Origin of the sequence: Psychrobacillus faecigallinarum, from assembly GCF_014836595.1 — a bacterium.
GTDB lineage: Bacteria > Bacillota > Bacilli > Bacillales_A > Planococcaceae > Psychrobacillus > Psychrobacillus faecigallinarum.
The window spans coordinates 12,660-39,645 of the sequence record NZ_JACSQO010000001.1; the positions used below are offsets into that span (position 1 = coordinate 12,660).

Annotated in this window: 27 protein-coding genes, 4 pseudogenes and 1 riboswitch; of the genes and pseudogenes, 8 read left to right on the top strand and 23 right to left on the bottom strand. The window is 32.9% G+C overall.

The window, feature by feature from the left end:
- The first annotated feature begins 19 nt into the window (after positions 1–19).
- The gene (locus H9650_RS00110) at positions 20–178 is read left to right on the top strand and encodes a hypothetical protein (protein WP_191696297.1); all 159 of its coding nucleotides are present in this window, start codon (positions 20–22) and stop codon (positions 176–178) included.
- On the opposite strand, the gene H9650_RS00115 is transcribed toward H9650_RS00110, so the two are convergent.
- The 3 genes from H9650_RS00115 to H9650_RS00125 all read right to left on the bottom strand — a co-directional run bounded on the left by H9650_RS00115 (position 139) and on the right by H9650_RS00125 (position 1,008).
- Positions 139–465 (bottom strand): hypothetical protein, encoded by a 327-nt coding sequence (locus H9650_RS00115; RefSeq protein ID WP_191696298.1) that lies wholly within the window; start codon positions 463–465, stop codon positions 139–141. The genes H9650_RS00110 and H9650_RS00115 overlap by 40 nt on opposite strands.
- A gap of 132 nt (positions 466–597) precedes the next feature.
- On the bottom strand, positions 598–768 hold the full coding sequence (locus H9650_RS00120; protein ID WP_191696299.1) for a helix-turn-helix domain-containing protein: 171 nt from the start codon (positions 766–768) through the stop codon (positions 598–600).
- A gap of 39 nt (positions 769–807) precedes the next feature.
- A complete protein-coding gene (locus H9650_RS00125; protein WP_191696300.1) occupies positions 808–1,008 on the bottom strand; it encodes a helix-turn-helix transcriptional regulator in 201 nt (66 codons plus the stop codon).
- 178 nt (positions 1,009–1,186) lie between these two features.
- Here H9650_RS00125 and H9650_RS00130 point away from each other — a divergent pair, with 178 nt between their 5' ends.
- Entirely contained in the window at positions 1,187–1,831 is a 645-nt protein-coding gene (locus H9650_RS00130; RefSeq protein ID WP_191696301.1) for a LexA family protein, read from the top strand.
- A gap of 83 nt (positions 1,832–1,914) precedes the next feature.
- On the top strand, positions 1,915–3,096 hold the full coding sequence (locus H9650_RS00135; RefSeq protein ID WP_191696302.1) for a site-specific integrase: 1,182 nt from the start codon (positions 1,915–1,917) through the stop codon (positions 3,094–3,096).
- A 284-nt stretch (positions 3,097–3,380) separates the two neighbouring features.
- On the opposite strand, the gene H9650_RS00140 is transcribed toward H9650_RS00135, so the two are convergent.
- The 13 genes and pseudogenes from H9650_RS00140 to H9650_RS00200 form a co-directional block, all read right to left on the bottom strand.
- Positions 3,381–4,514, bottom strand: a complete 1,134-nt coding sequence (locus H9650_RS00140; protein WP_191696303.1) for a site-specific integrase — start codon at positions 4,512–4,514, stop codon at positions 3,381–3,383.
- Positions 4,515–4,690: 176 nt separating this feature from the next.
- Positions 4,691–4,819, bottom strand: a pseudogene (locus tag H9650_RS20845) (DUF1998 domain-containing protein); the annotation flags it as partial.
- Positions 4,820–5,839: 1,020 nt separating this feature from the next.
- Positions 5,840–6,265 (bottom strand): ABC transporter ATP-binding protein, encoded by a 426-nt coding sequence (locus H9650_RS00150; protein WP_191696304.1) that lies wholly within the window; start codon positions 6,263–6,265, stop codon positions 5,840–5,842.
- Positions 6,258–7,729 (bottom strand): annotated as a pseudogene (locus H9650_RS20320) (ribonuclease YeeF family protein). The gene H9650_RS00150 and the pseudogene H9650_RS20320 overlap by 8 nt, the downstream one beginning before the upstream one ends.
- 1,248 nt (positions 7,730–8,977) lie before the next feature.
- Complete coding sequence (locus H9650_RS00165) at positions 8,978–9,367, bottom strand: hypothetical protein (RefSeq protein WP_191696306.1); 390 nt, start codon at positions 9,365–9,367, stop codon at positions 8,978–8,980.
- A 30-nt stretch (positions 9,368–9,397) separates the two neighbouring features.
- On the bottom strand, positions 9,398–9,862 hold the full coding sequence (locus tag H9650_RS20850) for a CdiA family toxin C-terminal domain-containing protein (RefSeq protein WP_404814871.1): 465 nt from the start codon (positions 9,860–9,862) through the stop codon (positions 9,398–9,400).
- A 717-nt stretch (positions 9,863–10,579) separates the two neighbouring features.
- Positions 10,580–11,158 (bottom strand): annotated as a pseudogene (locus tag H9650_RS20855) (T7SS effector LXG polymorphic toxin); the annotation flags it as partial.
- Positions 11,159–11,601: 443 nt separating this feature from the next.
- Entirely contained in the window at positions 11,602–11,919 is a 318-nt protein-coding gene (locus tag H9650_RS00175) for a hypothetical protein (protein WP_191696308.1), read from the bottom strand.
- Between the two features lie 218 nt (positions 11,920–12,137).
- Positions 12,138–12,749, bottom strand: a complete 612-nt coding sequence (locus tag H9650_RS00180; protein WP_191696309.1) for a pentapeptide repeat-containing protein — start codon at positions 12,747–12,749, stop codon at positions 12,138–12,140.
- Between the two features lie 615 nt (positions 12,750–13,364).
- On the bottom strand, positions 13,365–14,294 hold the full coding sequence (locus H9650_RS00185) for a DNA/RNA non-specific endonuclease (protein ID WP_229654100.1): 930 nt from the start codon (positions 14,292–14,294) through the stop codon (positions 13,365–13,367).
- A 328-nt stretch (positions 14,295–14,622) separates the two neighbouring features.
- Positions 14,623–15,192 carry an SF0329 family protein gene (locus H9650_RS00190; RefSeq protein ID WP_191696310.1) on the bottom strand — a complete coding sequence of 190 codons (570 nt, stop codon included), beginning with the start codon at positions 15,190–15,192 and terminating at the stop codon, positions 14,623–14,625.
- Positions 15,193–15,473: 281 nt separating this feature from the next.
- A complete protein-coding gene (locus tag H9650_RS00195) occupies positions 15,474–16,769 on the bottom strand; it encodes an NCS2 family permease (RefSeq protein WP_191696311.1) in 1,296 nt (431 codons plus the stop codon).
- 157 nt (positions 16,770–16,926) lie between these two features.
- Positions 16,927–17,028, bottom strand: a riboswitch (purine riboswitch).
- A gap of 138 nt (positions 17,029–17,166) precedes the next feature.
- Entirely contained in the window at positions 17,167–17,904 is a 738-nt protein-coding gene (locus H9650_RS00200) for a YwqG family protein (protein ID WP_225215841.1), read from the bottom strand.
- A 785-nt stretch (positions 17,905–18,689) separates the two neighbouring features.
- Between H9650_RS00200 and H9650_RS00205 the strand changes: the two genes are divergently transcribed.
- The 3 genes from H9650_RS00205 to H9650_RS00215 all read left to right on the top strand — a co-directional run bounded on the left by H9650_RS00205 (position 18,690) and on the right by H9650_RS00215 (position 21,402).
- Positions 18,690–19,142 (top strand): hypothetical protein, encoded by a 453-nt coding sequence (locus H9650_RS00205; RefSeq protein WP_191696312.1) that lies wholly within the window; start codon positions 18,690–18,692, stop codon positions 19,140–19,142.
- Between the two features lie 367 nt (positions 19,143–19,509).
- Positions 19,510–20,112, top strand: coding sequence for a TetR/AcrR family transcriptional regulator (locus H9650_RS00210; RefSeq protein ID WP_191696313.1), 603 nt, complete (start codon positions 19,510–19,512; stop codon positions 20,110–20,112).
- A gap of 57 nt (positions 20,113–20,169) precedes the next feature.
- Positions 20,170–21,402, top strand: coding sequence for an MFS transporter (locus H9650_RS00215; protein WP_191696314.1), 1,233 nt, complete (start codon positions 20,170–20,172; stop codon positions 21,400–21,402).
- A gap of 128 nt (positions 21,403–21,530) precedes the next feature.
- Here H9650_RS00215 and H9650_RS00220 read toward each other — a convergent pair whose 3' ends face one another.
- The 7 genes and pseudogenes from H9650_RS00220 to H9650_RS00245 form a co-directional block, all read right to left on the bottom strand.
- Positions 21,531–21,998, bottom strand: coding sequence for an Imm30 family immunity protein (locus H9650_RS00220; protein ID WP_144538206.1), 468 nt, complete (start codon positions 21,996–21,998; stop codon positions 21,531–21,533).
- 31 nt (positions 21,999–22,029) lie between these two features.
- Positions 22,030–22,266: pseudogene (locus tag H9650_RS20325) on the bottom strand (ATP-grasp domain-containing protein); the annotation flags it as partial.
- Positions 22,267–22,776: 510 nt separating this feature from the next.
- Positions 22,777–23,145, bottom strand: a complete 369-nt coding sequence (locus H9650_RS00225; protein ID WP_318245387.1) for a DUF5694 domain-containing protein — start codon at positions 23,143–23,145, stop codon at positions 22,777–22,779.
- Positions 23,146–23,282: 137 nt separating this feature from the next.
- Entirely contained in the window at positions 23,283–23,933 is a 651-nt protein-coding gene (locus H9650_RS00230) for a FusB/FusC family EF-G-binding protein (protein ID WP_191696315.1), read from the bottom strand.
- 129 nt (positions 23,934–24,062) lie between these two features.
- Positions 24,063–24,332 (bottom strand): CD3324 family protein, encoded by a 270-nt coding sequence (locus tag H9650_RS00235; protein ID WP_154311023.1) that lies wholly within the window; start codon positions 24,330–24,332, stop codon positions 24,063–24,065.
- A gap of 447 nt (positions 24,333–24,779) precedes the next feature.
- On the bottom strand, positions 24,780–25,073 hold the full coding sequence (locus H9650_RS00240; RefSeq protein ID WP_191696316.1) for a hypothetical protein: 294 nt from the start codon (positions 25,071–25,073) through the stop codon (positions 24,780–24,782).
- A gap of 101 nt (positions 25,074–25,174) precedes the next feature.
- Positions 25,175–25,396 (bottom strand): hypothetical protein, encoded by a 222-nt coding sequence (locus tag H9650_RS00245; protein WP_191696317.1) that lies wholly within the window; start codon positions 25,394–25,396, stop codon positions 25,175–25,177.
- 502 nt (positions 25,397–25,898) lie between these two features.
- On the opposite strand from H9650_RS00245, the gene H9650_RS00250 reads away from it, so the two are divergent.
- Both H9650_RS00250 and H9650_RS00255 read left to right on the top strand, forming a co-directional pair.
- Positions 25,899–26,330, top strand: a complete 432-nt coding sequence (locus H9650_RS00250; protein WP_191696318.1) for a hypothetical protein — start codon at positions 25,899–25,901, stop codon at positions 26,328–26,330.
- A 93-nt stretch (positions 26,331–26,423) separates the two neighbouring features.
- Positions 26,424–26,843 (top strand): hypothetical protein, encoded by a 420-nt coding sequence (locus H9650_RS00255; RefSeq protein ID WP_191696319.1) that lies wholly within the window; start codon positions 26,424–26,426, stop codon positions 26,841–26,843.
- The last annotated feature ends 143 nt before the right edge of the window (positions 26,844–26,986 follow it).

The window sequence follows — 26,986 nt, forward strand, 5'->3', positions numbered from 1 at the left end:
AGAAAGGTAGGTGATACATATGTTTAAAGCAAATAAAGAATATGCAATGAAGACAGCTGTCGAACTAGCTAAGGTTAACTTAGAATCTACTAAAGAATGGGTTCACCCAGAAAACGTCAATTATTTTATTGAAGAAGTCTATCTTCGTCTTACTGGTGAAAAAGAAACTGAAGAATAATTTCTAAAGTACACTTCGGCAACTTTCGGAAGAGCCTCAATCTCTTCGGGAGTTGCTAAGTCATTTTTATTTACGGTTCGTATTATCCAATCTGCTAAGGTATTTAATACTTTTTTTTGTTGTTCCCCACTCGTTGTTCCAGCAACTTGTGGGGATTTTTCTTCCACTCTTCCTAATGAGGACTTCCCCGCTTCAAAACCTTCAGCATATCCTTCTGCTTTAATTTCCTTAACTAATTCAAATAGCAAATTACGATTCTTTTCACTTAACCCCTTAATAGTACTCATTGGTTTACTCCTTTCGATTTCTTTATTGCATTACTAATCAACACAAGACGTTGTTCGATTGGCATTGCTAACCATTCAATTGGTTTGATTTTCATTGTTTTCTCCCTTCAAAGATAGATTGCTAGTTTTGAGTTAGGAATTATTACCAACAAACCATTTTTCAATAGTTTCTCTATGGAATAAAACACGTCCACGAATCTTTTTATGTGGAATTTCTCCTAAACGAGCCATTGTGTAGATAGTTCCAGTAGAAACACCAATTAATTCTGCAACCTCGTTCACTGTTAATGTGATTTTTTCCAATCTAACACCTCCTAGTTATGATTTAAAATCATGGTGAGACTATGAAATGTCACGTAATCCTAGAATATCATCTGCACTTACACCGAAATACTTACAAAGCTTAATTAAATAAGGCATAGAAATAGTATTAATATCTTTTTCCCATAAACTAATACTAGTTTGAGACGAGCCGATTTTTTCAGCGAGTTGCTTTTGTGTCATTTTTCCATGACGCGCTCGCAATTCGGCAATATTCAACATAATAATCACCTCCTTTGTCACTTTATGTAATAAACTATACAAGATTTTAAATCATATATCAAGAGTTTTATATGATTTATAATCTTATTTTTATAAAATAATATTAAGTTACTATAGAATATTATTGATTTTAAATCACATATTAAATATAATTAATACAAGAAAGGAGGTAAAAATCATGAGAACGACAGGTGAAATCATTAAAGAGCTAAGAGAAGCACACGGTTTATCCAAACAACGGCTCGCTGAATTACTAGATTTAAAATCATACACCACTGTTTCAAAATGGGAAGTCAATGAAAATCATCCTAGAGGAAAAGAAATTAAGATGCTTTGTACTTTGTTTAATATCTCAGCAGATTATTTACTTGGCTTAAAGGATGAGAATGTAATACCTTTGTTTAACTATAAGTATATTCCTAGTTCAATCTCTGCTGGATTACCTATAACAGTCGATACTGTAGCGGATTATGAATGTGAAAGAATTGCGTTACCGGATAATGTGATGGGGAAATGGGCTAGAAATAAGGATGTATTCTTCCTAAAGGTTAACGGTGATTCTATGAATAAGATCTTTCCGAACGATGCTTTAATTGGTATTAAAATGATTTCCTTGTCTGAGTTGAATGACAAAGACATTGTTGTCTTTAATTACGACAATGAGTATTCCGTAAAAAGATTTATGAAAAATGAAAGAGCAAACAAATTGATCTTCAGACCGGAATCAAATGATGAAACATTTACAGACATTGTAATTGAAGAAGAGCAAAAGGATTTGGTTCAGATTGTAGGCAAGGTTGTAGTATATATAGTAACAGCATAATAAATTTCTAACGTTAGCAATTTAACAGTATAAGAGTAGCTCATTTGCTGCTCTTTTCTTATACCATCGAAAGGAGAAATACCATGGCTAATATTGAAAAGCGTGGAGAAAATTCATATCGTTTTACAGTGTACTTGCCAAAAAATGCCGATGGAAAGTATCCGAAAAAAAGAAAGGCAATTACTGTGGAAGGAAAATACACGCCCAAGCAACTAAAGGAGTATTTAGATCGTGAATATCTAAAATTCAAAGATGAAGTGCTATCTGGGAGCTATGTATTACCAGAAAAAATGTTATTTTCAGCATTTGCTAATGAGTGGCTAGAAAAATTTGCAAGGAAAGAACTTTCCAGCACGACTTTTGTTAATTATGAATCAAAGTTAATGACTAACATCTTACCTGTAATTGGTCATGTGCGAATGGATGAAATCAACACAATGATGTTGCAATCACTTATGGATGGATTGAGAAGAAAAGATGGTAGTGCCGTAGAACTCTCTTTTTACACGAAGTTTGATGTCTATAGAACATTACGAAGTATTTTTAAATATGCAGTCCAATGGAAGGTCCTTGTGAAAAATCCTTTAGAAGGAGTTACCAAACCTAAGAATAGAAACAAAAAAGAAGTTAGTGCATATGACGAAGAAGAAGTTGCGGTTATATTTAAGGCTTTGAATGACGAACTTTTTAAGTGGCGGATATTTGCTATGCTTGCGATTACTGCCGGTATTAGACGTGGAGAAAACTTAGCGCTTGAATGGTCAGATATTGATTTCGAGAATAGTCGAATAGATATACATCAAAGTATAGTATCAGCCGATGGAAAAACAGAAATAAAAGACACTAAAACTGATTCTTCTAATCGTCTTGTATCGCTCCCAACATCTGTTGTAGAAGAGCTGAGAAAATATCGTGTTTATTGGGCACAAGAAAAGTTAAAAGCAAAAAATTGGACGGAAACAGAACGTGAATGGTTATTCCATCAACGAAACGGAACTTATGTGCATCCTTCTTCTGCAACTCACTGGTGGAACAAATTCGCTAAAAAATTGAGCATACGTTATATTCGCCTGCATGATCTCCGTCATACTTCAGCCAGTCTTTTAATTGCACAAGGTGTACATGCTAAAATAATATCAGAACGACTTGGACATGCTAATATTAAAATCACCATGGACACATACGGCCATGCTTTACGTTCTGCCGATCAAGCTGCCGCAGATACCTTTGAAAGTCTTTTTCAACCTAAATCCATTAATAAATGATTGGGGTTAAATTGGGGTTAAAATTGGGATTAAACAATGATAATTAATATAAATGATGATAATTAACACCACAATAAAAGCCTCTCTTACAACATTCCTTTACTATTAATCCACTTCGACAAGGTGGGGGTCGCTGGTTCGAGACCAGTCGGGACCATCCTATTCAAAAGCCTAATTAACGTTGATTTATCAATGTTTATAGGCTTTTTCTTTGTTCAGATTTCCTATACATATGCCTCAAATTTTAAAGTTTGTCCGCAATTTGTCCGCAGGATTTTACTGTATTAGTTTGTTTGACTTTGAATAGTCTGATGAAACGTATCAGCAATGTCATTGTCAGTATTTGGTAATAAATGTGCATAGAATTCTAATGTTATCTTCGGATTTGCATGACCCAATCGCTTAGAAATTTTAACGATATCTATACCGGTAGAAATAAGAATGGATGCATGTGTGTGTCGAATATCGTGGAAACGAATGTTTGGTACCTTGGCGGTCTTGACAATACGTTTCATTACTCGAACAACATTGCGCGGATCTTGTGGGCTCCCTGTACTTGTGCAAATGACTAGGTCTTTATCTGCAAATAAAGTTCCCACCTTTTCCTTCCATTCTTCTATTCGTTTTTTTTGCAAAAATAATTCATTGACAATAAACTCTGGAATAGGGATTTGTCTCTTGGAATTTTTCGTTTTCAATGAGGTGAAAACATAACCCTTTTTAGGGACATGTGCTAATGATCTTTTCACATGAATTACTTTTTGTTCCAAGTCTATATCACTCCAATACAGCCCTAATATCTCTCCTCTCCGCATGCCAGTATAGATGGCAAGTAAAAAAGTTAAATAGTGTCGCTCTTCTTTACACTGACCAAGAAACTCCTGTATATCTTTAAGTGACCATATAGACATTTCTTCGTATTTCACTGATGGCGGATCTGCATCCCCCACTGGATTGAATATTATTTTCTTCCATTTAACTGCTTGGCTGAACGCTTGATATAATAGTTGATGCATTTTCCGAATGTAACTCGTACTATAGTTTTCTTGTAACTTTTGATTATAAAACAAATCAATATCCGATGTAGTAACTTTAGCTATTTCTTTATTTGCAAACAAATTCTTTTTTAAGAGGTGTTTCTCTAAAATGTACCTACTGTTCATCGCGGATGTTTGTTTAATTCTATTACTGTAATGGTCGTTGAACCATTTTAAAATATAATCTGAAAAGATTTCTTTACTAAGCTCTATATATCGATTTTCATCTAACGATAATTCAATTTTCCTTGCAGCTGCCTCAGCATCTTTCTTTTTAATAAATCCGCCTTTACTTATCTGTTTACGCTTCCCTGTTAAGGGGTCACTACCTATATCAATAGCATAAGAATAGGTTTTGCCTCTTTTTCTAATGTGCGCCAATTATTACTTACCTCCAAATCAATTTTGCACAATAAAAAGTAAACAAGTGGTCTAATACCAACTTGTTCACTTTCTTCTATTTTTATAAGGATTCTTCACCACAAATATTTAATTTTTTTGTTTAGTTTTTAACCAATCAAAAAACGATGTAAATGCTTATGTTTCATCTGGTTTTGTTAGTTTCTTAAACATTTATAACAATATGATTCACAGTTACTAACGCATTCATTTAATACATCAAATGTTTTCTCGATAATTTCATCAATGCGGTTGCCCGCTTCGTATGAATACCCAGCACCAGTACGATATTGCTCGTAATCCTCGTCTGTAGCGGTTACTTTGCTTTCTAATACCTCAAATGCTTCCCTTTGTTTTGCCGTTTTTCCTCGTCTGTACCAGTAGCGAAGTTTGCCGCTGTTCTATAGCGTTGAATGTCTCCGTAAATTTATTCCTCGAATGTTTGTAAGTTTGTCATTTCATAATCCCCTCTATAGTTAGTTTTGGAAATAAAAAAGAACGTCCGTCATGGGCGTTCTTAAATACGTTATTTTGGGTGTGCTCTCTTTTATTTATTAGGCAAGTTTTATTTATTCAACAAATCTTATGTTTTCCTATTTTCTTTTTCAGCCCATTTTATCAATTTCATGATAATCATAATAACAAACAAGAACATCACTAATGAAACTATCAGAGTAATAAAAAATCCGTTTCCCACGGTTGAAAAAAATATAAAGATAATAGCAAAGAGAATAATAAAACCCCACATTTTTTGCTCATCTTTTGACACATTTCTAGTACTTCTCCATCCTGCCATAAGTGTAAGCACGCCCTCAACATTATTTTTAAATATAATTATAGCAGTAGTTATACTAAATATCAGAAAAAATAGTCCAACATTAATGATATTTGATATTCACGTTATTTAGCCGTACCTCTCAGATATTCTTCTACTTCTTCTTCAGTAAGCCAACGTGCAGGCACTCGGTAGCCGATCTCCTACTGCTTTGTAAATGCGTAACCACTTTCATAAAGCACTACATTTATCTTCTTTGTATTAAAATGTCTTTGTTCACTTATAGCTCTAAACTTGCCGATATTGTAGCGAATCAGTAGCCTACGTAGTGTAATTCGATAAGGGAGTCGATTCACTCTTTCTCTTCCGTTTTCTTATTCGGCACCTCCTAGTCAGCGTTAAAGATTCGCTTTTTGTTTTGCGAATTAGGCACTCTCCCTCAAAATCATAAGGGTTAGTAAGTCATTTGACCTTAAAGTTAAATATAAACATATAAAAAGGACAGCAGGTTTAAATCTACTGTCCTCCACTATTAATCGTAATAGCCCTCTCTAAAAACAATTACACTTTCAACAAGACTATCTTCAGAATCCTCAAGTTCAGGAACAAAAAGTCCAATACCTAGTGTGAAAGATAATAAGCCTGTTTCATCCAATTCAATATCACTATCTTGTGAAACAATAGTTGACTTCAGTTCTCTAAAAGGTCTTCCAATCATGTGTTTATGTGTAAATTTAGGGTCTGCTGGTAGTGCCATTTCAATTGCTTCACACGTATCGTTACTATCGTAATATATGTGTATTCCATGGTCATTAAATGCATCTGTAAAAGTATCAGACATAGGCGTTTTTTTAAATTCTACTACATTTCCTCCTAAAACATTTCTAACCTCATCTCTTGTCATGCCAAAACTAATTGGACCTACTCCCTTATTAGGAGTTATTATAAGTTCATTCATTTTTTACCCCACCCCTAGATTTGTTTAATCTTTTAGTATATTCTAACATTTGTCTAATACCTTCATCATATTTATTTCCAAACTTATTTCTTAAATCATTAATGTCCATATTTTGAGCCTCATTTAATTTCCCTTGTTCTATTAAAGATTTTTGCTGTGCTCTATATGCTCTTGCTTCTCTTGAGTTACCCCAACTCGCTGTTTGTCTATGGTCTATGGTTTCCATTCTTACACCAGGACCATTACCTCTACTTATCGGACTAACAGAATTAGCTGGCATATGATGGACTTCTCCACCATTACTTGGAACATCCTTATATGCACCTCCTGAAGGAACATCTTTAGGATTTCCAGCCTCTTTGCTACCCTTCACACTATCCTTAGACTTGTTTTTAAATAGTTTGGACCCCGAGGAAAAAGCTAGCTTGACCCCTTTTTTGACAATCGCGTGCGGTCTTAGATAATCAACAAATGCAAGTTTTGTACCCTCAAAGTACCCATCGAGCTCGCGAAAACCACCATCATCGAATTCCTCATCTACTTTGTCGACCACTTCATATTGAATTGGATTTATTGTCCCGAGCTGGTATTCTTTTACTATTAGACCATTTTCGTACAGATGGAAACTTAATAGGGTAAAGCTTCCATAGGCATCTCTCTTGATTGTTTTGGTCTTTTTACCCTCGAGTGCACGAAAAGTTCCCGGGGTAATTTCTGTACCAATCAGCTGTTCCTGTTCTTTTATCCATAAGTCATTTGGATTTAAATATACTTTTGGGAACAATGCTGTTCTTATCTCACTTCTAAACGTAATTACATTCCATTGACTTGGCAAGAAGTTTATATCCTTGACCCCTGCTTGGAATAGACCAGAGATTTCTGTCAACCACGTGTCCATCATCTGCAAATCTTGTTCAATTGGATTCAGTGCGTATGTCTGGGTAGCATCGAATTCATAAAGTTGGTTTAAAGTATCATCACGTTTTCTCTTAGAACTAATCACTCCCTCTTGCACTCCGCTATCGTCTAAATGAGGCAGGGCAACAATATCACTCACTTGATCCATGATACTATTTGCCTCATCTGTTAATCTAGCAGTGAGTTTGCTAATAAGCGTAACTCCCTGTTCTAGCTCTCCTCTAGGAAATTTTCGAGTATGTAACCAGAGGAATCAGGTTCCAGTGAATGAAGTGCTGCCTCCATCTGGCTAAGGACTTGTTTAAACTGTTCAGAAAACGACTGGAAAAAATACAGAAGTGGTAAATGGCATTCCTGATAAAAAGAGCGTATGGCATTACCCCCTGCTCCCTTTAATTGTTCCTCCATCTGAACTAGACCCTTCACTGCATCGTTGATAGCTTCCATTTCACTGCTCAGCCTGTCTAACATAATAATGTTGCTCTGCAACCCTTCTCGAAATAAATCTACATCCAATACTTTCATAGATTTTGCCTCATTGAGCATCTACAAATAGCCACTTTACAATATTCTTTATTATACAATAATACCTCACAAGTGAACATTCTTCTCCCCCTCGCAAACTATCAATAGTTATAATATTCCATTTTCTAGCAAAAAGGTAAAGGTAGAAGTTAAAACAATCGCGAAAATAATCCTTAAGTATTAGTATACCTACAAAATCCTGATACTCTTTCACCATTAACTAAAGAAAATAGTAATTAAAGAGTTTGCGATGTATATAAATTTTCATTACTATTGTCATTAATAAATTTACTTTTAATAAAGTACTTTATATTTATAGAATGTCGATTCTAATGAATGTATGTTGTTATATACTTAGAGAGTATTTTATAAGATAACACATTCTAACTGTGTAACAATTAAATCATTTTAACGATTAGTCATTACCGAACCTGTAGTAGCCTCTTTCATTAAAAGAGTAATACAGACCACCTGTTTACTCTTTTGTCCGCATAATTAATTTTCCGTACCGTTTTTATTTTGCTGAAATGATTTACTCAACGACCTTGGGACTTGACCACTATGGAGTAGATATCGAAAAGATTGCTCTCTATAATAAATCTTTATAAAAATCGAAGTGTTTCAAAGGATTCATTCCAGGCTTATTGTTTCTTGATATTTGGATTAGGATGTGGCATTTCGAAATTTTTTGTACCTGTAACCGCAAATGAGCCAGGTACTTTCCAAGATTTTGTGGCGGCAACTCCTCAAGGAATTTTACTCGTACCCTTGGAGAAGCCTTAACCAGTATTGCTTGTACAAATTATATGGAGAGTCTAGTGCTTTTTCACGTCGTATACGTACACCATCCCAAAAGCCTTCAGCAATGCCTTTTTTCAAACTGTGGTAGGATTTTACGAATAGATTTTGATCAATATCTTCTATTTATTTATATGAATAGTTGATTCAGATTTTACTTTCCAACACAAAATTACTTTTAAGTAGTATCAAATGTTCTTTAGAAATCCTAGGTTAATTCAATCAACTATTTTTCCAAGCATTTTTACCCCGAAAGCCTAGATAGTTTTACATTTTGGAAATAATATTAACTGAAACCAAATTTCTATTTATATCTAATGTATGGTGTTATACAAATAAATACTAACGTAAGACTGAAGACAAAGATTTATAATTTGCCCCTGGACTGAAGAAAATAAAATTAGATAAAAAATCATCTTACCTAATATAGTCTCTAAGAGGTAAGATGATTTTTAACATTATTATACAGTATTATATATTCAAACTATGTTTCACTTTAACCAATAAATCTGTTAACTGAGTATTTGCTGGATTTTTTCCCACTTCTTTTTTTACATTTTCTTCCAAATAATAATAAAACGTTTTAAAATCTAAATAAGCCATTTGTTCAATTTCAACCGCTGGATAACCTATTTCTATCAAAACATGTTTTTCGTCTAAAGGTCTAGGTAGTTGTGCAATATCATATTCATCTAAATCAGATTGAAAAAAAGCAAATACTATCTCTTGTCCATAACCTTCTCTTTCGGCAAAGCTTTCTAATGCCTTTTCTAGATACTTTCCATTTATGAAATCAAAATATGTTAACATTAATTTATCAATTTCAGCTTTACTTTCATTTACATGATTTTCTCTACACATTTTCGTACTCCAATCAAATAATATTTTTAGTTAATCAATAACGGGGAAAAAGTTTGTTATTTCACCAGCCTCATTAAGATACCCTCTATATTTTAAACCGTTTGAAGCAGTTCCCTCCACAAGTCTCCCATTTACTTGTCCGTTCTGCATCGCTTCCTGGCCCCATTGATAAATTTTCTCATCACTAATCTTAGAGGGGTCATAGACTGTTTTAGGTTCCTTAATATTTTTATACGATACTGGTTCGGCAATATTACCCGAAATATCTTTTCTAGGTATTTTATACTCAACCTCAAAAATACCTTCAATTGTTGGATGTGCTTTTTTAGATACAATTAAATCATCTGGTTTAAAACCTTGATTTTTCAAAGCTTTATTAAATTCATCCATATTATGGCCACCAACAACACCTTTTTTTGTATTCACATTTTCAACATTTTTTAGATGATTCTTTGCATTGTCAACAAAATTAAACTTATTAGTCTCACCTACAATTGCATTTTCAGATAAGTTTTTACCTTCATCTCTTACCTTACCATTCACTGTAGCATTCCCAGGTGTCTTAACAGGGGACGCCGTGGATGTTGCCCATTTGAGTCCAAGTAAGCTTCCTACAAATCCAAAGCTATTTTGCCAATGTTCTTTGGACAAAGGTTCATCTGGAAAAATTGCTTCTTTTACCATTCCACTAAAACCAAATGTAGCATAATTTAATAAATCAAGTTTCGAGTCGAACATCTTGGCACTTCTTTCATTCGCTCCTGACAAAATTCCATCTGAAACCCCAAAAGTCCAAAAGTTTACAAAATCATATGGAGAATCTAGCGCCTTATCACGTCTTATACCTACCCCATTCCAAAAGTCTTCAGCAATGCCCTTGAAACTGTGGAAGGATTTTACGAATAGATTTTGATCAATATTTTCTTGTTCCGTCCCATTGCCCTCTGGTCTAGCACATGATAAGGCAATCATATCAGTTGCCACAAAAGGATGGTGGATGTTAATTAAACCACCATAGCCAAATCGTATGGGACCATTACCAGCTATAAATGCCTGGAGCATAGTGGTCAACTGATTTTCTCTATTTAACATGGAGGAAAGTTGAGAAATTGGAGATGTACGATAAGCCAATTCTGTCTTCAAATTATTTTTAGCAGTCAATGTTCCCCAGTTATCTGCTTGGAAATGAACATCCGTTAGGCCACTTTTAAACATTCCTTCTATATCAGAGAGCCATATTCCCATTGTCCGAATATCCTGTTCCATGGTGTTTAAAGCAGTCGTCTGTGTTGCATCAAATTCATACAGTTGCGAGAGGGTATCATCACGTTTTCTCTTAGAACTAATAACTCCCTCCTGCACTGCACTATCATCTAGATGGGGTAGTGCTACAATGTCACTCACCTGATCCATGATGCTATTTGTTTCGTCTGTTAGACTAGCGGTAAGTTGGCCAATAAGTGTCAATCCCTGCTCCAGTTCTCCCTCTAAAAATTCTTCTAATATGTAACCTGATAGGTCTGGTTCAAGAGAGTTAAGAGCTTTGCCAATTTGATAAAGCACTTGTTGAGCATCGAAGGAAAACAATTGAAAAAACTGAAGAAATGGTAAATGACATTCCTCATAAAAGGAGCGAATGGCACCTGCTCCTTCTCCTTTTAATTGTTCCTTCATCTGAACTAGTCCTTCGACTCCACGTTGGATTGTTTTTATTTCAGTATTTAATCTTTCTAGCATTGTAATGTTTCGCTGTAGCCCATCTTGTAATAAGTCTACATCCAATACCTTCATAGGTTTGTCCTCATCACATGTTTAGAAAAACTCATTTCATTATATCCTTTAGTATACAATAATGCCCCATAGGTGAACATTCTTCTCCCCCTCTAGCAAACTATCAATAGTTATAATATTCCATTTTCGCACGAAGAGGTAAAGGGATAAGTTAAAATAATCGCGAAATTAAACCTTACGTATTAGTATACATAAAATATCCTGATACTCTTTCACTACTGACGAAATAAAACAACGGTTAAATAGCTAGAGACGAATATAAAATTTCATTACTAATATCATTACTAAATCGTCTTTGATTGAGGGTACTTTCTATTTATAAAATGTTGGAGTCTAATGAATGTATTAGGGCTTTACATATTTTACTTAACTAATATGTAATGTTCTTTTTTTCTAATCATTGATGCTACTGATTATCGGTAAAATATCAAAATAAGCCTATATTAAAGTAATTCTACTCCAATTTGTTTATGTAATTTAACTTTTATTCTCTCTTCTTCACCTCCATACATTACAAAAGCTTTATCATCTTTTTTAATACTTGTTACATTATTAAAATCACCTGTAAATACTATAGAATCATTAAATGTAATGCTTAAACTACTCGTTTGTTTATATACATCTAAAGTTAAAATTAACTTGAAATTTTGTTCATCCCTGTAAGTATAAATTAATTCTCCATCATCTATATTGCCCGTTATACTGACTGGCTCACTTTGAAAAAGCTCTACTAGATCATATTCATCATACTTTATAAACATTTGTATTCACCCTTTTATTAATTATTTGGGTATAACAGTGATCACATCGCCTTCTTGATTTACAATAACTTTGTCTTGTGTTTAGTTATCGGCTAGATGGTGCAGAGCTACAATGTCAATCACCTATCCATGATACTATTTGCTACGTCTGTTAGACTAGCGGTAAGTTGGACAATAAGTGTCAATTCCTGCTCCGCACATATTGCTTTCCTTAAATTTTACTCATTGTTCATACTTTTATTTCGCAACCATATCCTAGCTTTTTCATCCGTTAGAATTATTGGATGTTCTGGGCTTCCTATATTGATACTTTTTATAAAAGCCTCTTCTATTCCACGAATTCCAGTTAATATAGCTCCGTTTAGCAATACGCTTTCAAACGTTGCTAATCGTATATCCGCATTTAATAAAACTGCATTACGAAAATCCGTTTCGTCAAAAAGCCCTGCTACTAAATTAGCGTCTGACAGATCTGCTTTAATAAACACTGTTTTAATACATTCACTATCAGCAAGTCTAGCAGCTTTAATATTGGCATTTGTGAAGTCTGCATACGAGACATTAGATTTACCAAAATCTGCTCCCTCTAAATTTGTAGATATAAAAGTTGATGAACATAGTGAAGATGATGAGAGATCCTTGTTATTTAAATCTATGCCATCAAAGATACAATCTGTTATATTTGCTTGGTCTAGCGGGTAATGGGACAAATTCATACTCCGTAAATCAACCTCATCTATACCCAGTTTCTCTCCTAGTTCCCCAAGAGTTTCAATCCAAATTTGGTGCCATTCTAATTGAATGGTAATTTCTTTTATATCAGGTTTCATGCTTTACCCTCTCCAGATGATTTCCGACCCACATTCTAAATCCCTATTAATTTGGTTCAAAAGATTTTAAGAAAAAAACTTGAAAATATATAACCACTCAATGTCAATAGTAACTCTACTTGATCCAATATGTAGGTGTTTAGTCGACACTCCTATTATAAAAACCATGAGAAATTTCCCCATGTTTTAAACTTAGTTAAAGTTTCTTAAGTTTAGAGCTCCATAAATGATTATAAGTTATGATTTCATTTTAATAAAACCCTCTGCATCTAAGCATTTTTGACATTGAAAGATGGCCATGCTTTGCTAGAGTACCCATTACTTTATAATTTTTTTTCACAAAGTCGAATGTTAATTGCTAATTTAGAGTGAACAATGGAACAGTATCTAATCTTTATTGAATATATAAAGCACTTCATTCGCTTAATAATTTCTATGCGAAGTTTCTATCCAAAAACAGAAGTAGAAAAATACCTGCGCTTTTGCTTAAATCTTCTGTGTTCAATAAAGAAAGCCATTTCTATAAAATTTAACACTTAGGGCACTTATAAAAATATAGTGCTCTTTTATATTTTTACATTAAAACACATGAGTCACTATTTTAGCTCTAAGAACTTACTCACCTACCATACCGTCCTTATCATTATCATGCATATATGGGTATAACCAATGATCACTGGTGATTGGCATACTAAACCCTGCTGCTTTTGCTTCTTTAATGGTTACCTGTCCATTACCGTTTGTATCCACACTGGTAATATCTTCGTTTGTGTTGGAACTGGTTGAACTGGAAGGTTCACTCTCTGTTAAACCAAGGGATGCATTTACTTCATCAGGGTTCACATTGTCAAATGTATCAACGATCTCGTTACCCATTATCGTATAGGTATACTGATAGCTTGAGGGAATCTGCGTTTCTGTATTAGGATATGTGATAATTGCTACAAAATTAGTAGCTCCACCCGCTTTACGAATTGCATCTTCCATATACGCTTGATCACCATGTCGGTTAAGTGTACTTTCTTGTGGGGTAATATTATAAGCATTAGATACCCCTCCGAGAGAATCAGCAATGATATGTCCTTCATCTAAAAAGTCACTTTCTACACCCGGCACCTTAGCCTCATCAGAGTAGTATCTGCCAGACGATAATACAGGCTCGATACTGTCATCTTGTAGAGTGATTTCTTCAGCAATGACACGTACTAGCTGCCCGTGTTCATTCGTAAATGCCCAATATTCACGTTCCCCGTAACCAATGTCAACGACCACGTAAGATTCACGATGTCCGGACAAATCCCCCCCATCAACTTCGATAAGTTTGTATCCTGAAAAAAGATTCTCTTTTGGTTGTGTTGATATTTCTTCAATTACTGGTTCCACAACAGTAGGGGTAGTTTCTTCTTTTTCACTATTTATATTTGATTCTGTGGGTATGTCTTGAGGAATTGTTACATCTGAAATGGCTGCGTCTTCTACGTTTGTACAACCAACCATTAAGATGGCCGTTAAAAGTATAATTAAATATTTCATTTTCTTTTTCACTTTAGGACTCTCCTATTATAGTTTCATATTGTTCATTCTAAAAATTTCGGAACTAGTATAGACTAACATTATTGTTAGCCTATTGATAATAGTAAATTTTAAGATTTACTGTATTTCAGCAGGTAGTTTGTCTGAAATGTGCAGAAGCCCATAAGTGAAATAAGGTTTTACTAAGTTCGTAGTGGGTATTCGGAGCTTAAACCATAGTACGACGCAAAAACATTAAAGAGTTTCTTACTCAATAAGGTAAGAAACTCTTTAATGTAAGCATATTTTTCTTGGTTTTGGTTTATTCCATTTGATTGTGGCATACTTTCACGTTATTTATCTATAACGTACTGAGCCGTAATTCATAAAAATACTGCACAATTGGGTGTTTTAACTTCATCTTCTCCGACATGTTTAAAATTCGTTTTTTGCCAAGCCGTCTGTCTACCAAAGCAAGAACATTCAATAATATATCATTACTCTCTATGCTTTCCTCTATAGAAGTGGATAAAAACTTATTAGCTACAATTACAAAATTTGATTTGCTTAATGATGACTGCGCTGACAAAAGCTCCTTTGCATATTCTGATAATTTTCTACCCCTTGCAATTACTTGTAAACGATCTTCCGGAATTATACCATTGCTTTCTTTTTTTACCGTTTCAATTTCCTCAATGTTGATAGGTATTTGGATAGTTGAATCATTTTTAATTTCCTGCTCATTCAGATACCATTTGATTATGTTAGTTTTATCACTCATATTCAGTACATTCTTTCTATCTACCGTAATATAACAAAGTCCGGATTTATCAGGTAAATAACGGTAGCTGCTTGCACTGTATTCAACCCTTCCATATAATGCAGGACAGAGATAACTCTCCAATTTTTTCTTCAATTTGCTCCAGCTCATGTGATTCTCCTTAATCTTTAAATTGTAAATATTTATCGAGGCATTAGTTTTAGTATTTATAATACAATAACATCTATTCTACTAAATACAAGGTTTAAGTGTGACTAGAGTTCGTGATGTATCGAAAGTAGTGTGTGAGCAAAATATGGACGCTATGTTCATATAGTAAGGTACCTAAGTATTTTATGAGATAAAAAAGACATAAATTAGCTGAACTAATCTATGTCTCTTTTAATTTAATTACCCAGATACTGTATTCTCACAGTCCTCTAATTCTCTTCCTATACGATAAAAGCAAAGTATAAAATGAATAATAAACAAAGTATATACATAATTGGATGAACTTCTTTATAACGCTTTTGTGCTACTAAACAAATTGGATAAAGAACAAAACCCAATCCGATTCCAATTGCCACACTAGAAGTAAGAGGCATCATAATAATTGTTAAAAATGATGGAATGACAACTTCTAATTTAGTCCAGTTTATTTTACTGATCTCCATTGCCATTAATGCGCCTACAATAATTAATGCAGCTGCTGTAACCTCGACTGAAATAACTGCAACTAGTGGTGAAAAGAATAAAGCAATTACAAAACAAGCTGCAATCACGACAGACGTAAAGCCTGTTCTTCCTCCGACAGCAATACCAGCGGAAGATTCAACACTCGTAGCAGGTGTCGATGTACCTAAAATAGCGCCAATTGCACCAGCAGAAGAATCAGCAAGTAGACCTTTTCCGATATTTGGAATCGTGTTACCTTTCATCATTCCTGCTTGACTAGTAAGTGCAATTAATGCGCCAGCTGTATCAAAAAAGGCAACGATTAAAAAAGTGAAAATAACTGTCAGTATTTCTGGTGTAAAAATCTCATCTAAATGATAAAATACAACCCCAAATGTCGGTTTAATGCTCGGTATACTTCCAACGATGGATGAAGGAACATCAATTAATCCAAAAATCATACCAATAATCGTTGTAATGACCATCCCGTAGAAAATTCCGCCCCTTATTCCACGAACTAACATAACAATAGTAAGGATAAGACTAATAATTGCTAGTAGGGTCATAGGTGAAGTTAAATCTCCGATGGAAACAAATGTATCTGGATTGCCAGTAATAATTCCTCCATTTTTTAGCCCAATAAATGTGATGAAGAAACCAATTCCAGAAGCTATTGCATATTTTAAATCCAGTGGAATGATATTGATGATTTTCTCACGGATTTTCATTAAACTCAATAGCATAAAAATGATTCCCGCAACAAAAACACCAGTCAAAGCGACTTGCCATTCTATTCCCATCCCAATACAGACAGAAAAAGTGAAAAATGAATTCAATCCCATACTAGGTGCAATTGCGATTGGATAGTTAGCAAGTAAACCCATAAGTAGTGTTCCGATGATTGCAGTAAGAGCAGTTGCCGTGAATACAGCTCCACTATCCATCCCAGATTGGCTTAGAATAATAGGATTTACGACTAATATATAAGCGATAGATAGGAAGGTCGTTATCCCTGCGAGTGATTCCTGCTTATAGGAAGTGTTCCGTTCTGTAAATTTAAAAAAGTTTCTCATGTTGTTGTAATCTCCTATTTCCTATAATTAAGAATTGAAAGGGAATGACTTCGAATTTAGTTTTCCAACCAAATCATTTTATTATCCTCTTAATATAAAAAAAGCTTTGACCACTAATTGGCCAAAGCTTTTCTACAAAAAATGGAATAAAAAACATCATTAATTTCCCATTCCTTGTAGACAAGCTATTTATTGGTAGCTGGTAGAAACTTTCAAGCCGTATTCTTGAAATTATACAAGGTATATCTATTCTTTTAAAAACATTAGGAGAATGATAACAAGTTTAATTTAAACCGTCAATAGTATAAATTGGAATAATTTTTTAGCAACAGGTGTAAAAATATTATAAAAAGAGCAAAAGTATTAGAAGACACTAGATCTACATATATATTTCTCTTTAGCCTGCATCTGACTTTAGCCTACTAAAGTCTAAATTATTTAGTCGTTCTTTTTCAATAAATATCATTAATTTATCGCCGTCATGCCAACACCACTCAAGACTTTCATCTGAATCAACTGTTAATAGTGGGATCCATTCTGACCCAGGTGTTGGATCATATGCTAGTGTATAATGAGAAGGGTAACCTAGAAGATAGTCCGAACTTTTATGTAGTGAATCCCGGATTTCAGTGTATATGTCGCTCTCAACTTCATCGAAAGGCCAGTCCTTCATCTGGTATTCATCATAAGGAATATCAATAGTCGGAAAAAACTCAATCACTGTGGTCTTTCCAGTATCTGAATGAGGAGGCATTAACGTCTCTAGATTGTTTGTTTCTGGAATATAGATACCATGAATATATCCGTCCTCAAAGGCTTCTAGATAAACATCCTCATAATTGTCATTTGCTACAAAAAGACTTAGTAATCCTTTCGATGGCAGACCTCTTTCAGTTGAAGTGATTTCTGTAAAATTGATTTGGCCAAGGAAGCGATACGGTTTCTTCTCATACATCGGCCATTCGCTACCAATTGGTAAATCAGGTGCTCCTCCAAAACGACTGCCGCCCATTCGAAGTTCAGTATCTGTATTCCTAACTATATCAAAGGCTGGCCTCAACACTTGAGATAAATACTTTTTATGATTATTAATATTTGATTGTTCAATCATCTCTAGAAAATTATTCTTATTCATTATATCCTCCCTACATGCATTTAACTTTAAAAGCGCTTTGAGTTGTCTATTAAATGAGATGGCATGCTTAACTTTTTTTTTCTGTAACTCATCTTCTCCTTTCATTAAACAAATATTTCCCATAAAGGTCTACATCATCTTTAAATAAAATTCAATATCAGTATTAAACAATCACTCATAAGCCGGGACCTGTTACAACGTTATATAATACGTATAAGAAGAGAATGATTGAAACAATTAGTATTTCTCCTTTATTATTGTGATTAACCTTTCTTTTATGGTTTAGAACCTTTCTGTAATTTCTTTGAATTATTTTCTGTCTTAGTTTTTTATCATCTAAAGGCATTAAACCAATCCTCTTTCATTTAGATTAAAAATCGGTAGAAGTGCAAATAATTTTTAATGCTTTTTTTATATTATGTTCAATTATAACTTTTAGTTTCCTATAATAGTAAATTATACCATTTATTATTTTTGTACATGAATTAGAAAATAAAAAAAGCCCACTACATTTAGTGGCAGGGCAAGCTGTATCTTACTTTTTTTTAATATTTGGCTATGTTAAATTGTCATATTTTTGTTAAGAAATTAACTGCCATTGATATTGTTCCAAATTTTTAATGCTCTTGGATAACAATTATTAACTTGGCTGACTTAAATAAATCTATGGAAGAATTAGAGCCTTTATTATTAAACTAATGGCCAGATTATGGAGCAACCTCTAAAGGGAACTAGAGGATATTGAATGGTACATTAAGTAACTTAAAAATATGAGGTGGGATTAGATGGAGAATAATTTTTTTATCTATGTAAATTTTTCAGAAGAAAATGGCACGCAAGATTATAAATATTGGTTTTCTTTCATTAAATATTTTATAAAATCTGCAGACTCTATAGAATTTCATTTATGGAACGAAGAAGTTGAAACTATTAAAGAATTAAGTTTGAAAACGGATCTAAAAAAAATTTGTTTAGACCGTTTAAAAATGGTTAGTTTTGTTGGGGATATAAATCATAACCTAATTAACTATATTTTAAAAGATAGTTTAAATAATCACGGAGAAGTAAAATGGTTTTCGATCCTTTTAAAATTTAAGGGCAATTTATTCTTTGAATCTTCACATTGGGGTTCTGAAATTAATATAGAGAATCCTAATGAAAATGAAATTAAAATGATTAAAAGTGTGTTGCCAAAGAATGCAACATTTCATCATTTTAATAAAAATCAGAGTGAATAGAAATCATTCTGTTTCTTTCACCATACCCTAAGTCTATTAATAAATCACTTTCCACTTAAAGTTGGTACCACAAGAATCAATTAACCACACTCCACTCTAGTGATTTACTTGATGGTGACCTTAACTTTTTATTCAATTAACCCATTACTTGAATACTTTTCTTATAACTACTTCGATGTCCTTTCAAATTCACAACCTTCTTGTTGAACTAAACTGTTCCGTCCGTTCAGTAAGAAAATGGGTACTAAGAAATATTCCAATCCAAATACCTTTGTTAAAATTTGCAATAAAATACTTTACATCTATTAAAAAGAGAGATAATATTAACAACAGACGATTGATTAATCATTCATTAAGGAGGAGTATAATGCCTTTATCTGAAAAACAAATACTGAATATGCAGACTAGAAGACAAATAATATTAGATTCCGCTACTTACCTTTTTGCAACGGAAGGATATGAGGGAACAACTATAAAAAAAGTTGCTGAAGCTGCAAAGGTTAGCTTTGGCAGTGTGTTTACTTATTTTAAAGATAAGGAAGAACTCTTTTATACTGTTGTTGTAGAACCACTCGAGGAATTATCAAACCAGGTATTAGCATTTAATCCAGATGCAAAAGACCTTTTAAATGAGTTAGAAAATATGATAAAAACTCATATTAGACTCTATGCAGGTATCAATAACTATCTTGGATTGGTTGTTCAGGTTGTTGGTCAGCATCAGCGATTCCCTAGAGTATTTGAGAAACTAGATGCCTTTCATGATGAATTTAAAGCAAAAGTCATTCTATTAATCAAAAACGGGCAAAAGAATAATCTATTTATACAACAAGATCCTTATATAGTCGCTACTCTTTACACTAGTCTTTTAATCGGTATTCGCTTAAATACAACAGACAATGTATCTAGCATTATGTGGGATCGCTTTATACCCTCAACAATTCATCTATTTGGAGTTAATTCCAAATAGATTCTTTTTAACATATTAACGATTGATTAATCAATCAACAATAAAGGAGATAAAAAAATGAGCTTCAATAAATTTCATCTGACAATTCGCATTCGTTTGCTTCTATTATTTATTACATCTTTAGCTACCATGGCTGTGATACCTTATTTGATAATTTATCTTTCTCATCAGGTAGGTACCTTGGTTACTGGTATATTATTTTTATTTGTTATGTTTGCTAATGTAATTGGTTCACTGTTGGGTGGATTCATTTCCGACAGAATTGGTCGAAAAAAAGTTATTCTTTATGCTGAACTTATAATTTTTTTAGGATTTATAGGTGTTGCATTTGCCAATTCACCTTGGTATTTATCACCCTACGTCACCTTTGTGTTTTTTCTATTTATTCAATTTAGCTCTGGATCATCTTTGCCAGTATATCAAGCTTTAATCATCGATATAACCTCTCCTGAAGATCGAAGAACTGTTTATACTTATTCATATTGGATTCGTAATACTGCTATTGCTATTGGTAGTTTAATAGGCGCATTTTTATTTTTTGATTATCCATTTTATTTATTTTTGGGAGTAGCACTATGTACTTTAATCTCTGTATTCATCACCTTTTTCTTTATACAGGAAACTTATACCCCTAACATAGAAGCGAACCATGAGAAAACTAATTCTAGTGTTAAAAGAATTATTCATTCCTATAGAATTATATTTTCTCAACGGGCCTTCACCATTTTTTCCATCGCTAGCCTTTTTATAATCTCCGTGGAAGAGCAATTGACAAATTATATAGGCGTTCGACTTACCAAAGAAATTAAGAATCCAGTCCCTTTTTTTATTAACTTTTCATGGGAAATTGATGGAGCGAATCTTTTAGGATTATTAAAAGCAGAAAACACCCTTCTTGTTGTATTTTTGACAGTTATTATCGGTAAAGTCATGCAAAAGTTCAAGGATCGAAGTATTCTCCTCATAGGTCTTCTTTTCTTTTTTGTAGGATATGTTGTGATTAGCTTTAACACAACTCCATTTATACTAATATTAGCAATGCTACTTGCTTCCATTGGTGAAATAATGTATATGCCGATTAAACAAACTCTATTAGCTAATCTTGTACCAAACGAATCACGTAGTACTTATCTAGCATTTTATGAAATATCCTCCATTATCGGGATTAGTACAGCTGGAATCTTTATGATTATTAGTAGTTGGTTGCCTGCTATAGTTTTAACTTTAATGATGGGTATCATGGGAATAATAAGTATTACAATATTTTATAACTTAACGAAAGATCAATAAAAAGTAGAGGATTTAAATGAATGCATGTCTTTTCTTGATGTTCTAGACAATAGATATTTAGCTAAAGCACCAGTTAGTTTAATAAGTTCAACAAACAGGGCAGTATTCTTTTAAAATCAAGGGCAGTGTTAGTACAACAAGATTATTTTTATCTCTTCAACTTTGACTCCAAATTTATCAGGGGCTTCGTTCTTGATATCATTTAATAAGTTCAATACAATCTTCTGATTTTGAGCATCAATCTCTTTTAATGCTTGTCCATATAGTTTCCTATATTCATCATGGTTTAAAATCCTAAAATGCAATATTTCTAACCACCCTCTACATTTTTCAATGTTATCTGGAATGGCATTTATTAGTGATTTTAAACCTTCTTTTGGAGAAAATTCACTTAAATATTCTATTGTGTGTACAAGCCCCCACATTACTTCTTCATGTTCTGTGTCATCCTCTAATACTTCAATCAACTTTGCAATTATATGATAATCATCTGTTTTTCCTATTTCTTCTAATGCTTCTTCAAATAACAGAATTTCATTTTCAGTTTTCATAAAACGATTTAACTTCAAAGTATTAATTTGATTATTTAATTTCATGCGTGACTCCACCTCTTTAGCTCCAAATTTCGATATCTTTTATGTTGTTACAAACTTTCGAATCTATCGAAAAGTCTCTGCCTACTATAATATCATGCATCATGTCTTTATTGTCGGTTATCATATTAGCTTTGAAAGAAAAGTCTTTAACATTAAAAATATTTGCAATTATGCCAACCGTATCTAAGGCTGCTTCGTTGAAAGATACAACCACATCAAACTACAATTCTTCAGCATAGTATACTCAGACTGGTATGTTTGTAGTATTCCCCCTTCCCAAAACGATATCTTGTCATATTGATTGTTGTCCTGTATGACTTCTCTTCACTATAAAGTTTTATGATGAAGTCGCATTCCTCTTTTGTTAATATTGCTGGAAGCTTTGCAAATCCTCGCTTCTCTAATTCATTTTGAATTTAAACACTCTAACCTCATAAATAGAAAAAATAAGATGTTTAGAATGTAATAGCAAGATAACAAAATTAATAAAAATAGTATGTATAAAGTAAAATTTTTAAATCAAATTCAAAGTTATATAAATAATATTAGTAAAAATGGATCCCGTAATGATTTAGCTATTTGATTCTCCATGTTTTAGCAACGTGCAAAAAAAGGGATACCTTCTTTAAATAAACTACTTCTGTAGTTCAATTAGAAAAAGCATACCCCTTTAAAGTAAAACAATATAATATGCAAGTAAATCTATTTAATAAAAATTTATTAATGTAAGTGATTTACTATTCTAAAATAAATAGACCATGAAATTACAAATTATAATTCATAAAAGATAATCACTAACATTTTGTACTTCGTACAAACGACTCTCTTTTAAAAATTGAGATATCAAATGAACATGAGCAGAACCAATGACTAACAGAGTTTTATCCGAAGGTAACTTTGTAATTTTCGTTAAATTATAATAAATAATTAAATTCCTTTGATACCACCATCTGATCCAATCTATGCCTATATATTCCTCACCCTTACCAATCCTAGCAACTGCCATATACATTTCTTGCTGTTTCTCTACATTATGGTTTTGGTTTAATTCTTTAATGACTTCATAAATACTTTTATCTCCAATATTGGTAAGATTATTGGAACGATATTTTTCATCTATAGATTTAAAAAGTCTCGGCTCGAAAATTAATCATCAAACTCCATACGATATAAATCTGGTGTATATCTCATATGAAACGTTCCTAATATCATAATCGTAGGTTTATCTTTGTTAGAAATGATAAAAACCCCCTTTGTATAACTCTTTTTAGCTTTACAAACTATTTATTTTTTCAATGACTCTCGCAAAAACTCTTCCAAATAACTAACATCCGTAATATTTTTATTACATTCGGTACTATTCACACAAATTAAATTACCAATAGACTTATAATAATCTGGATTGTTGACCTTTTTTGCTTTTGTGATCGTAGAAAAATGTGTGACTTCCCCATGACAATGACAAATCGAGCAAATGTTTTTCTTTGTAGATGGTGAAAATGAACATTCGATTCCAACCAATTGGCTATCTAGCTTATACAATATATATTTTTTATTTGACCGACTATCGTTCCAGCTTAAATACGTTAAGCGATGTAAATCTATATTCGAAAGATCCGGGAGCTTTAATTTTTTACTTTTCGGAAATAGCTTTTTCAATTGTTGCTCGCTAATTGTTGGGAATGCCAATAAATAATTAGGTAATTGCTCCAGTGCCTGCTCATATGCTTCTACTGTTTTAAAACTTGAAAAATCCATTAGCTCTTTTTGCTCTGGCGTCAAAGCTGTCACACAGTTAGAGATTTTTTCATTGGATAACTCGTAAACAGAGGCTAGTACCCCCGGTGGTAAATGTTGCTTCGTACTATCCTTAATCCAGGCTACTTGCTTTCGAATAAAATTGAACTGCTCATTTTTTATAAATTTTTCTATCATATTAAATCGCTCCTACACAGTTGATTATATCTATTTTAAAAGAAAAAAGACTTCACTAATAGACCAAGAATCGGTTAGAAACGTTTTATACATACAAACACCCCATGTAATAGCTACATGGGGTATACTTTATTTCTTATGTGAGTAAACAATTTTTTTTATCGTTTCATCGGAAAGATGATATTCCTGAGCTAATTGCTCGATTCGAATACCACTAGCAAAAGCATTTCGAATTGCTGTATTTCGGCTATCCAAACGCTGCCTGCTGCCGCTAATTGTTCCCCATTTTTGATAATCATTTTCCATCTTGGGGATATACAATGTCTCCCCCTGCACATATTTTTGAATTTCTACAATTAGTTTTTCAGGTAAGACCTGTTGTGCATTTACATACTTCAATTTTGCTCGCTCCTTATTATAAATTGGAATAAGGGGCAAAGCCAATTGATTAGAAAAACTTAGCGATAAGATGAAATTTCTCGCCCCACGCAAAGTATCGCCTTTCCAACTACTGGCTTTGCATGAGTATATGAAGCATCAGACAATCGTTTTAGATTCTCCAACTATAAGCACCACCTTTTAATTCTAACTAACTGTATTATAACCAAAATTAATTTCAACGCCAAAACAACATTACCGAATAGATGGTAGGAATGAATTTGTACTTAAGCTATCTCAAAAAAGAAAAACACTATACAATTAGAGGCGCTAGCACTGGTTCCTAATGTGTATTTTAAAACAACCATTACCTTTAACACATCTAATAAGTGCTACCGTCTTTGTTTATTAGATGGTAAATAAACTAAACTCTCAACTTCTGTCTTAGTTTTAAGGATGCCTTGCCTATTAATTGTTTATTTTAGTTTTTAATTCTTTTGGTTCCTTTTTCATTTTATAATTTTGAAACGTTATATATATTATAAAGAAAACTGTACTAGATATTATATATGGCCAAGGACTAATATAAAGCACGGTATTAGACATTAGACTAATTAAAATAATATAAAGCAAATAAGAATAAAAAAATGTGGTCTTTTTATCTTTCTTAAGCAATAGTTTAAGGAAAATATCCAAAATTAAAATAACAATCAGAGCATTTACAAATGCTCCTAATAATGCAGGTAAGTAATCTAATAACATTTTTAACCTCTCCTCCTTGCTTTATGCATTCATTATTGAAAGATATATTCCTATATTAATAAAAAAAGCCCCTACAATTCACGCCAATACCCATTTAATATTTATTTCATTAAAAAAATATTCATAAATGCAAAATATGTAACTATACACATAATGATAACTGATATAATATGTGCCAAAAACCAGGGAACTTTTATTAACCTAATTATTAATAAAGGAATAAAGTAAGCTATTGCCATAACAATTATAAAAGAAATTAATTGCGTGGCCACTTGATCCATCATCTCTTTTAATGGATTTAATGTTGTTTCCGAAACAACCATTTTACACCTCCTATGACAATATTCGTCAATAAAAGGAAAAGTCCTCCTATAAATAATCGTAAGAGATAAACGAAACTGTTTCACCTGCTGGTCATCCTAGCCGGCCCTTCTTCTAGTTTAGAGTGCAGATTTTGTAATTTCAAAAGAAAACGAATTTGTCTTTTTTTGCTTAATCAGCTAAAAACTCTAGTTTCTTGTAGCGAACATAAACCTTTGAAGCAGATTAATAGACTGGGATTTATATGTGAGTTAACCCTTCAGCGGTCATTAATGTCTTTAAATGTTCTTCTTTAAGTAAGATTAGGCTATTTCTACTAGCCTCCCAACTCTTTAGAACTTCTAAAAGAAGATCCTTTAGCCATTTCTGCATCTAGTCAGTACTTTGCTCCCCCCAAAATCCCACTGTTACAGAAGCAATAATTCCCATGCATTAAAAAGATGACTATACAACCCTTCTTCCGTGTATTACCATTATGGTTAATATATACAAGGAGGTTTTTGTTTGAAAAAGTTATTAGTTTTATTAACAATATTATTTTTAGCTGCTTGTGGTAAAGGAAGTGATGAACCTACTGCTATTGAATCTACTATTATATCCATTACCAAAGAGGAATTTAAGATATATGAAGATGAGGGTATTTACTTAATTAAAATATACGACAAAGATGCTGATGAAGGTTCGAAAAACGCTTTATTAAAGGATACTGGGGAAATGTTAGCAGGATTATCCAAATTAGATGAAGTGAATACTGTAGAAATTAAATGGTATGCCCGACCCTTTAATGACCAATCCGGCAGTAAACCTTTTGAACAAATATTAGCAATAAGATTTGAAGCTGATACTTTCGCAGAGGTTGATTGGGAAAATTATAAAACCTTGGATTTAGAAACAATTGCAAGCAGGTATGAACAGAATGAAACATTGAAGGATTAATAAAAATAATATAACCACTTTCCATCACTGGTTGGTGTTTTTCAAAAGATTTTGAAAAGGTTGCGGTAAAAAAATTAAAGGAGTTGGAGATGTTTGAAGCGAATATTATTACTAATTTTAATGGTTTGCTGCATTTTAACTGGATGCGGGGAGAATAAAGTAACTATTTCAGAAATTAATTTAGAAAACACTAATGACAATGTGAAAAACTTTATTGAGATTGTAGATTATGATGAAAAAGGTACAGGAACTGGTATTTATATATACAACGATTCTAAAAATAAACGCTTTTTGTATCTTAATCAAGATTTCTTGGATGATGGAAAAGGTTTTGGAGATATAGATATCAAAACGGACGAAAATTCGATAAACATTTACCTGAACGACAGTTCTATTTCTGAAGAGGAAGCAGGCACATATAAGTTTTACAAATTGAATTTCAAAGGGGACTATGAGTACCTGAAAGTTTTTAAAAATGGTGAGGAAACCCATTTTGAAGGAATGGGTGTTTAGTGGATGTTCTGTACTTGGGTATGATTGTTTAATATGAGCAGTTATAATTTAAAAATTCCACACTTCGCGAAGTGGTTATACATCTAGATAAGAGCTATCATGTCCAGTCTATCTTAATTTTTCAATTGAAGTTAAGGAGATTA

Bases quoted from the DNA above. Each gene is read 5' to 3' on its own strand.
- H9650_RS00245 (WP_191696317.1), bottom strand. From the start codon at position 25,396: ATGGTTGTTTCGGAAACAACATTAAATCCATTAAAAGAGATGATGGAT.
- H9650_RS00110 (WP_191696297.1), top strand. From the start codon at position 20: ATGTTTAAAGCAAATAAAGAATATGCAATGAAGACAGCTGTCGAACTA.
- H9650_RS00205 (WP_191696312.1), top strand. From the start codon at position 18,690: ATGGAGAATAATTTTTTTATCTATGTAAATTTTTCAGAAGAAAATGGC.
- H9650_RS00240 (WP_191696316.1), bottom strand. From the start codon at position 25,073: ATGTTATTAGATTACTTACCTGCATTATTAGGAGCATTTGTAAATGCT.
- H9650_RS00190 (WP_191696310.1), bottom strand. From the start codon at position 15,192: ATGAGCTGGAGCAAATTGAAGAAAAAATTGGAGAGTTATCTCTGTCCT.
- H9650_RS00125 (WP_191696300.1), bottom strand. From the start codon at position 1,008: ATGTTGAATATTGCCGAATTGCGAGCGCGTCATGGAAAAATGACACAA.
- H9650_RS00165 (WP_191696306.1), bottom strand. From the start codon at position 9,367: ATGTGTAGAGAAAATCATGTAAATGAAAGTAAAGCTGAAATTGATAAA.
- H9650_RS00180 (WP_191696309.1), bottom strand. From the start codon at position 12,749: ATGAAACCTGATATAAAAGAAATTACCATTCAATTAGAATGGCACCAA.
- H9650_RS00115 (WP_191696298.1), bottom strand. From the start codon at position 465: ATGAGTACTATTAAGGGGTTAAGTGAAAAGAATCGTAATTTGCTATTT.
- H9650_RS00220 (WP_144538206.1), bottom strand. From the start codon at position 21,998: ATGAAATTAAATAATCAAATTAATACTTTGAAGTTAAATCGTTTTATG.
- H9650_RS00130 (WP_191696301.1), top strand. From the start codon at position 1,187: ATGAGAACGACAGGTGAAATCATTAAAGAGCTAAGAGAAGCACACGGT.
- H9650_RS00135 (WP_191696302.1), top strand. From the start codon at position 1,915: ATGGCTAATATTGAAAAGCGTGGAGAAAATTCATATCGTTTTACAGTG.
- H9650_RS00210 (WP_191696313.1), top strand. From the start codon at position 19,510: ATGCCTTTATCTGAAAAACAAATACTGAATATGCAGACTAGAAGACAA.
- H9650_RS00215 (WP_191696314.1), top strand. From the start codon at position 20,170: ATGAGCTTCAATAAATTTCATCTGACAATTCGCATTCGTTTGCTTCTA.
- H9650_RS00230 (WP_191696315.1), bottom strand. From the start codon at position 23,933: ATGATAGAAAAATTTATAAAAAATGAGCAGTTCAATTTTATTCGAAAG.
- H9650_RS00175 (WP_191696308.1), bottom strand. From the start codon at position 11,919: ATGTTTATAAAGTATGATGAATATGATCTAGTAGAGCTTTTTCAAAGT.
- H9650_RS00150 (WP_191696304.1), bottom strand. From the start codon at position 6,265: ATGAATGAACTTATAATAACTCCTAATAAGGGAGTAGGTCCAATTAGT.
- H9650_RS00195 (WP_191696311.1), bottom strand. From the start codon at position 16,769: ATGAGAAACTTTTTTAAATTTACAGAACGGAACACTTCCTATAAGCAG.
- H9650_RS00200 (WP_225215841.1), bottom strand. From the start codon at position 17,904: ATGAATAAGAATAATTTTCTAGAGATGATTGAACAATCAAATATTAAT.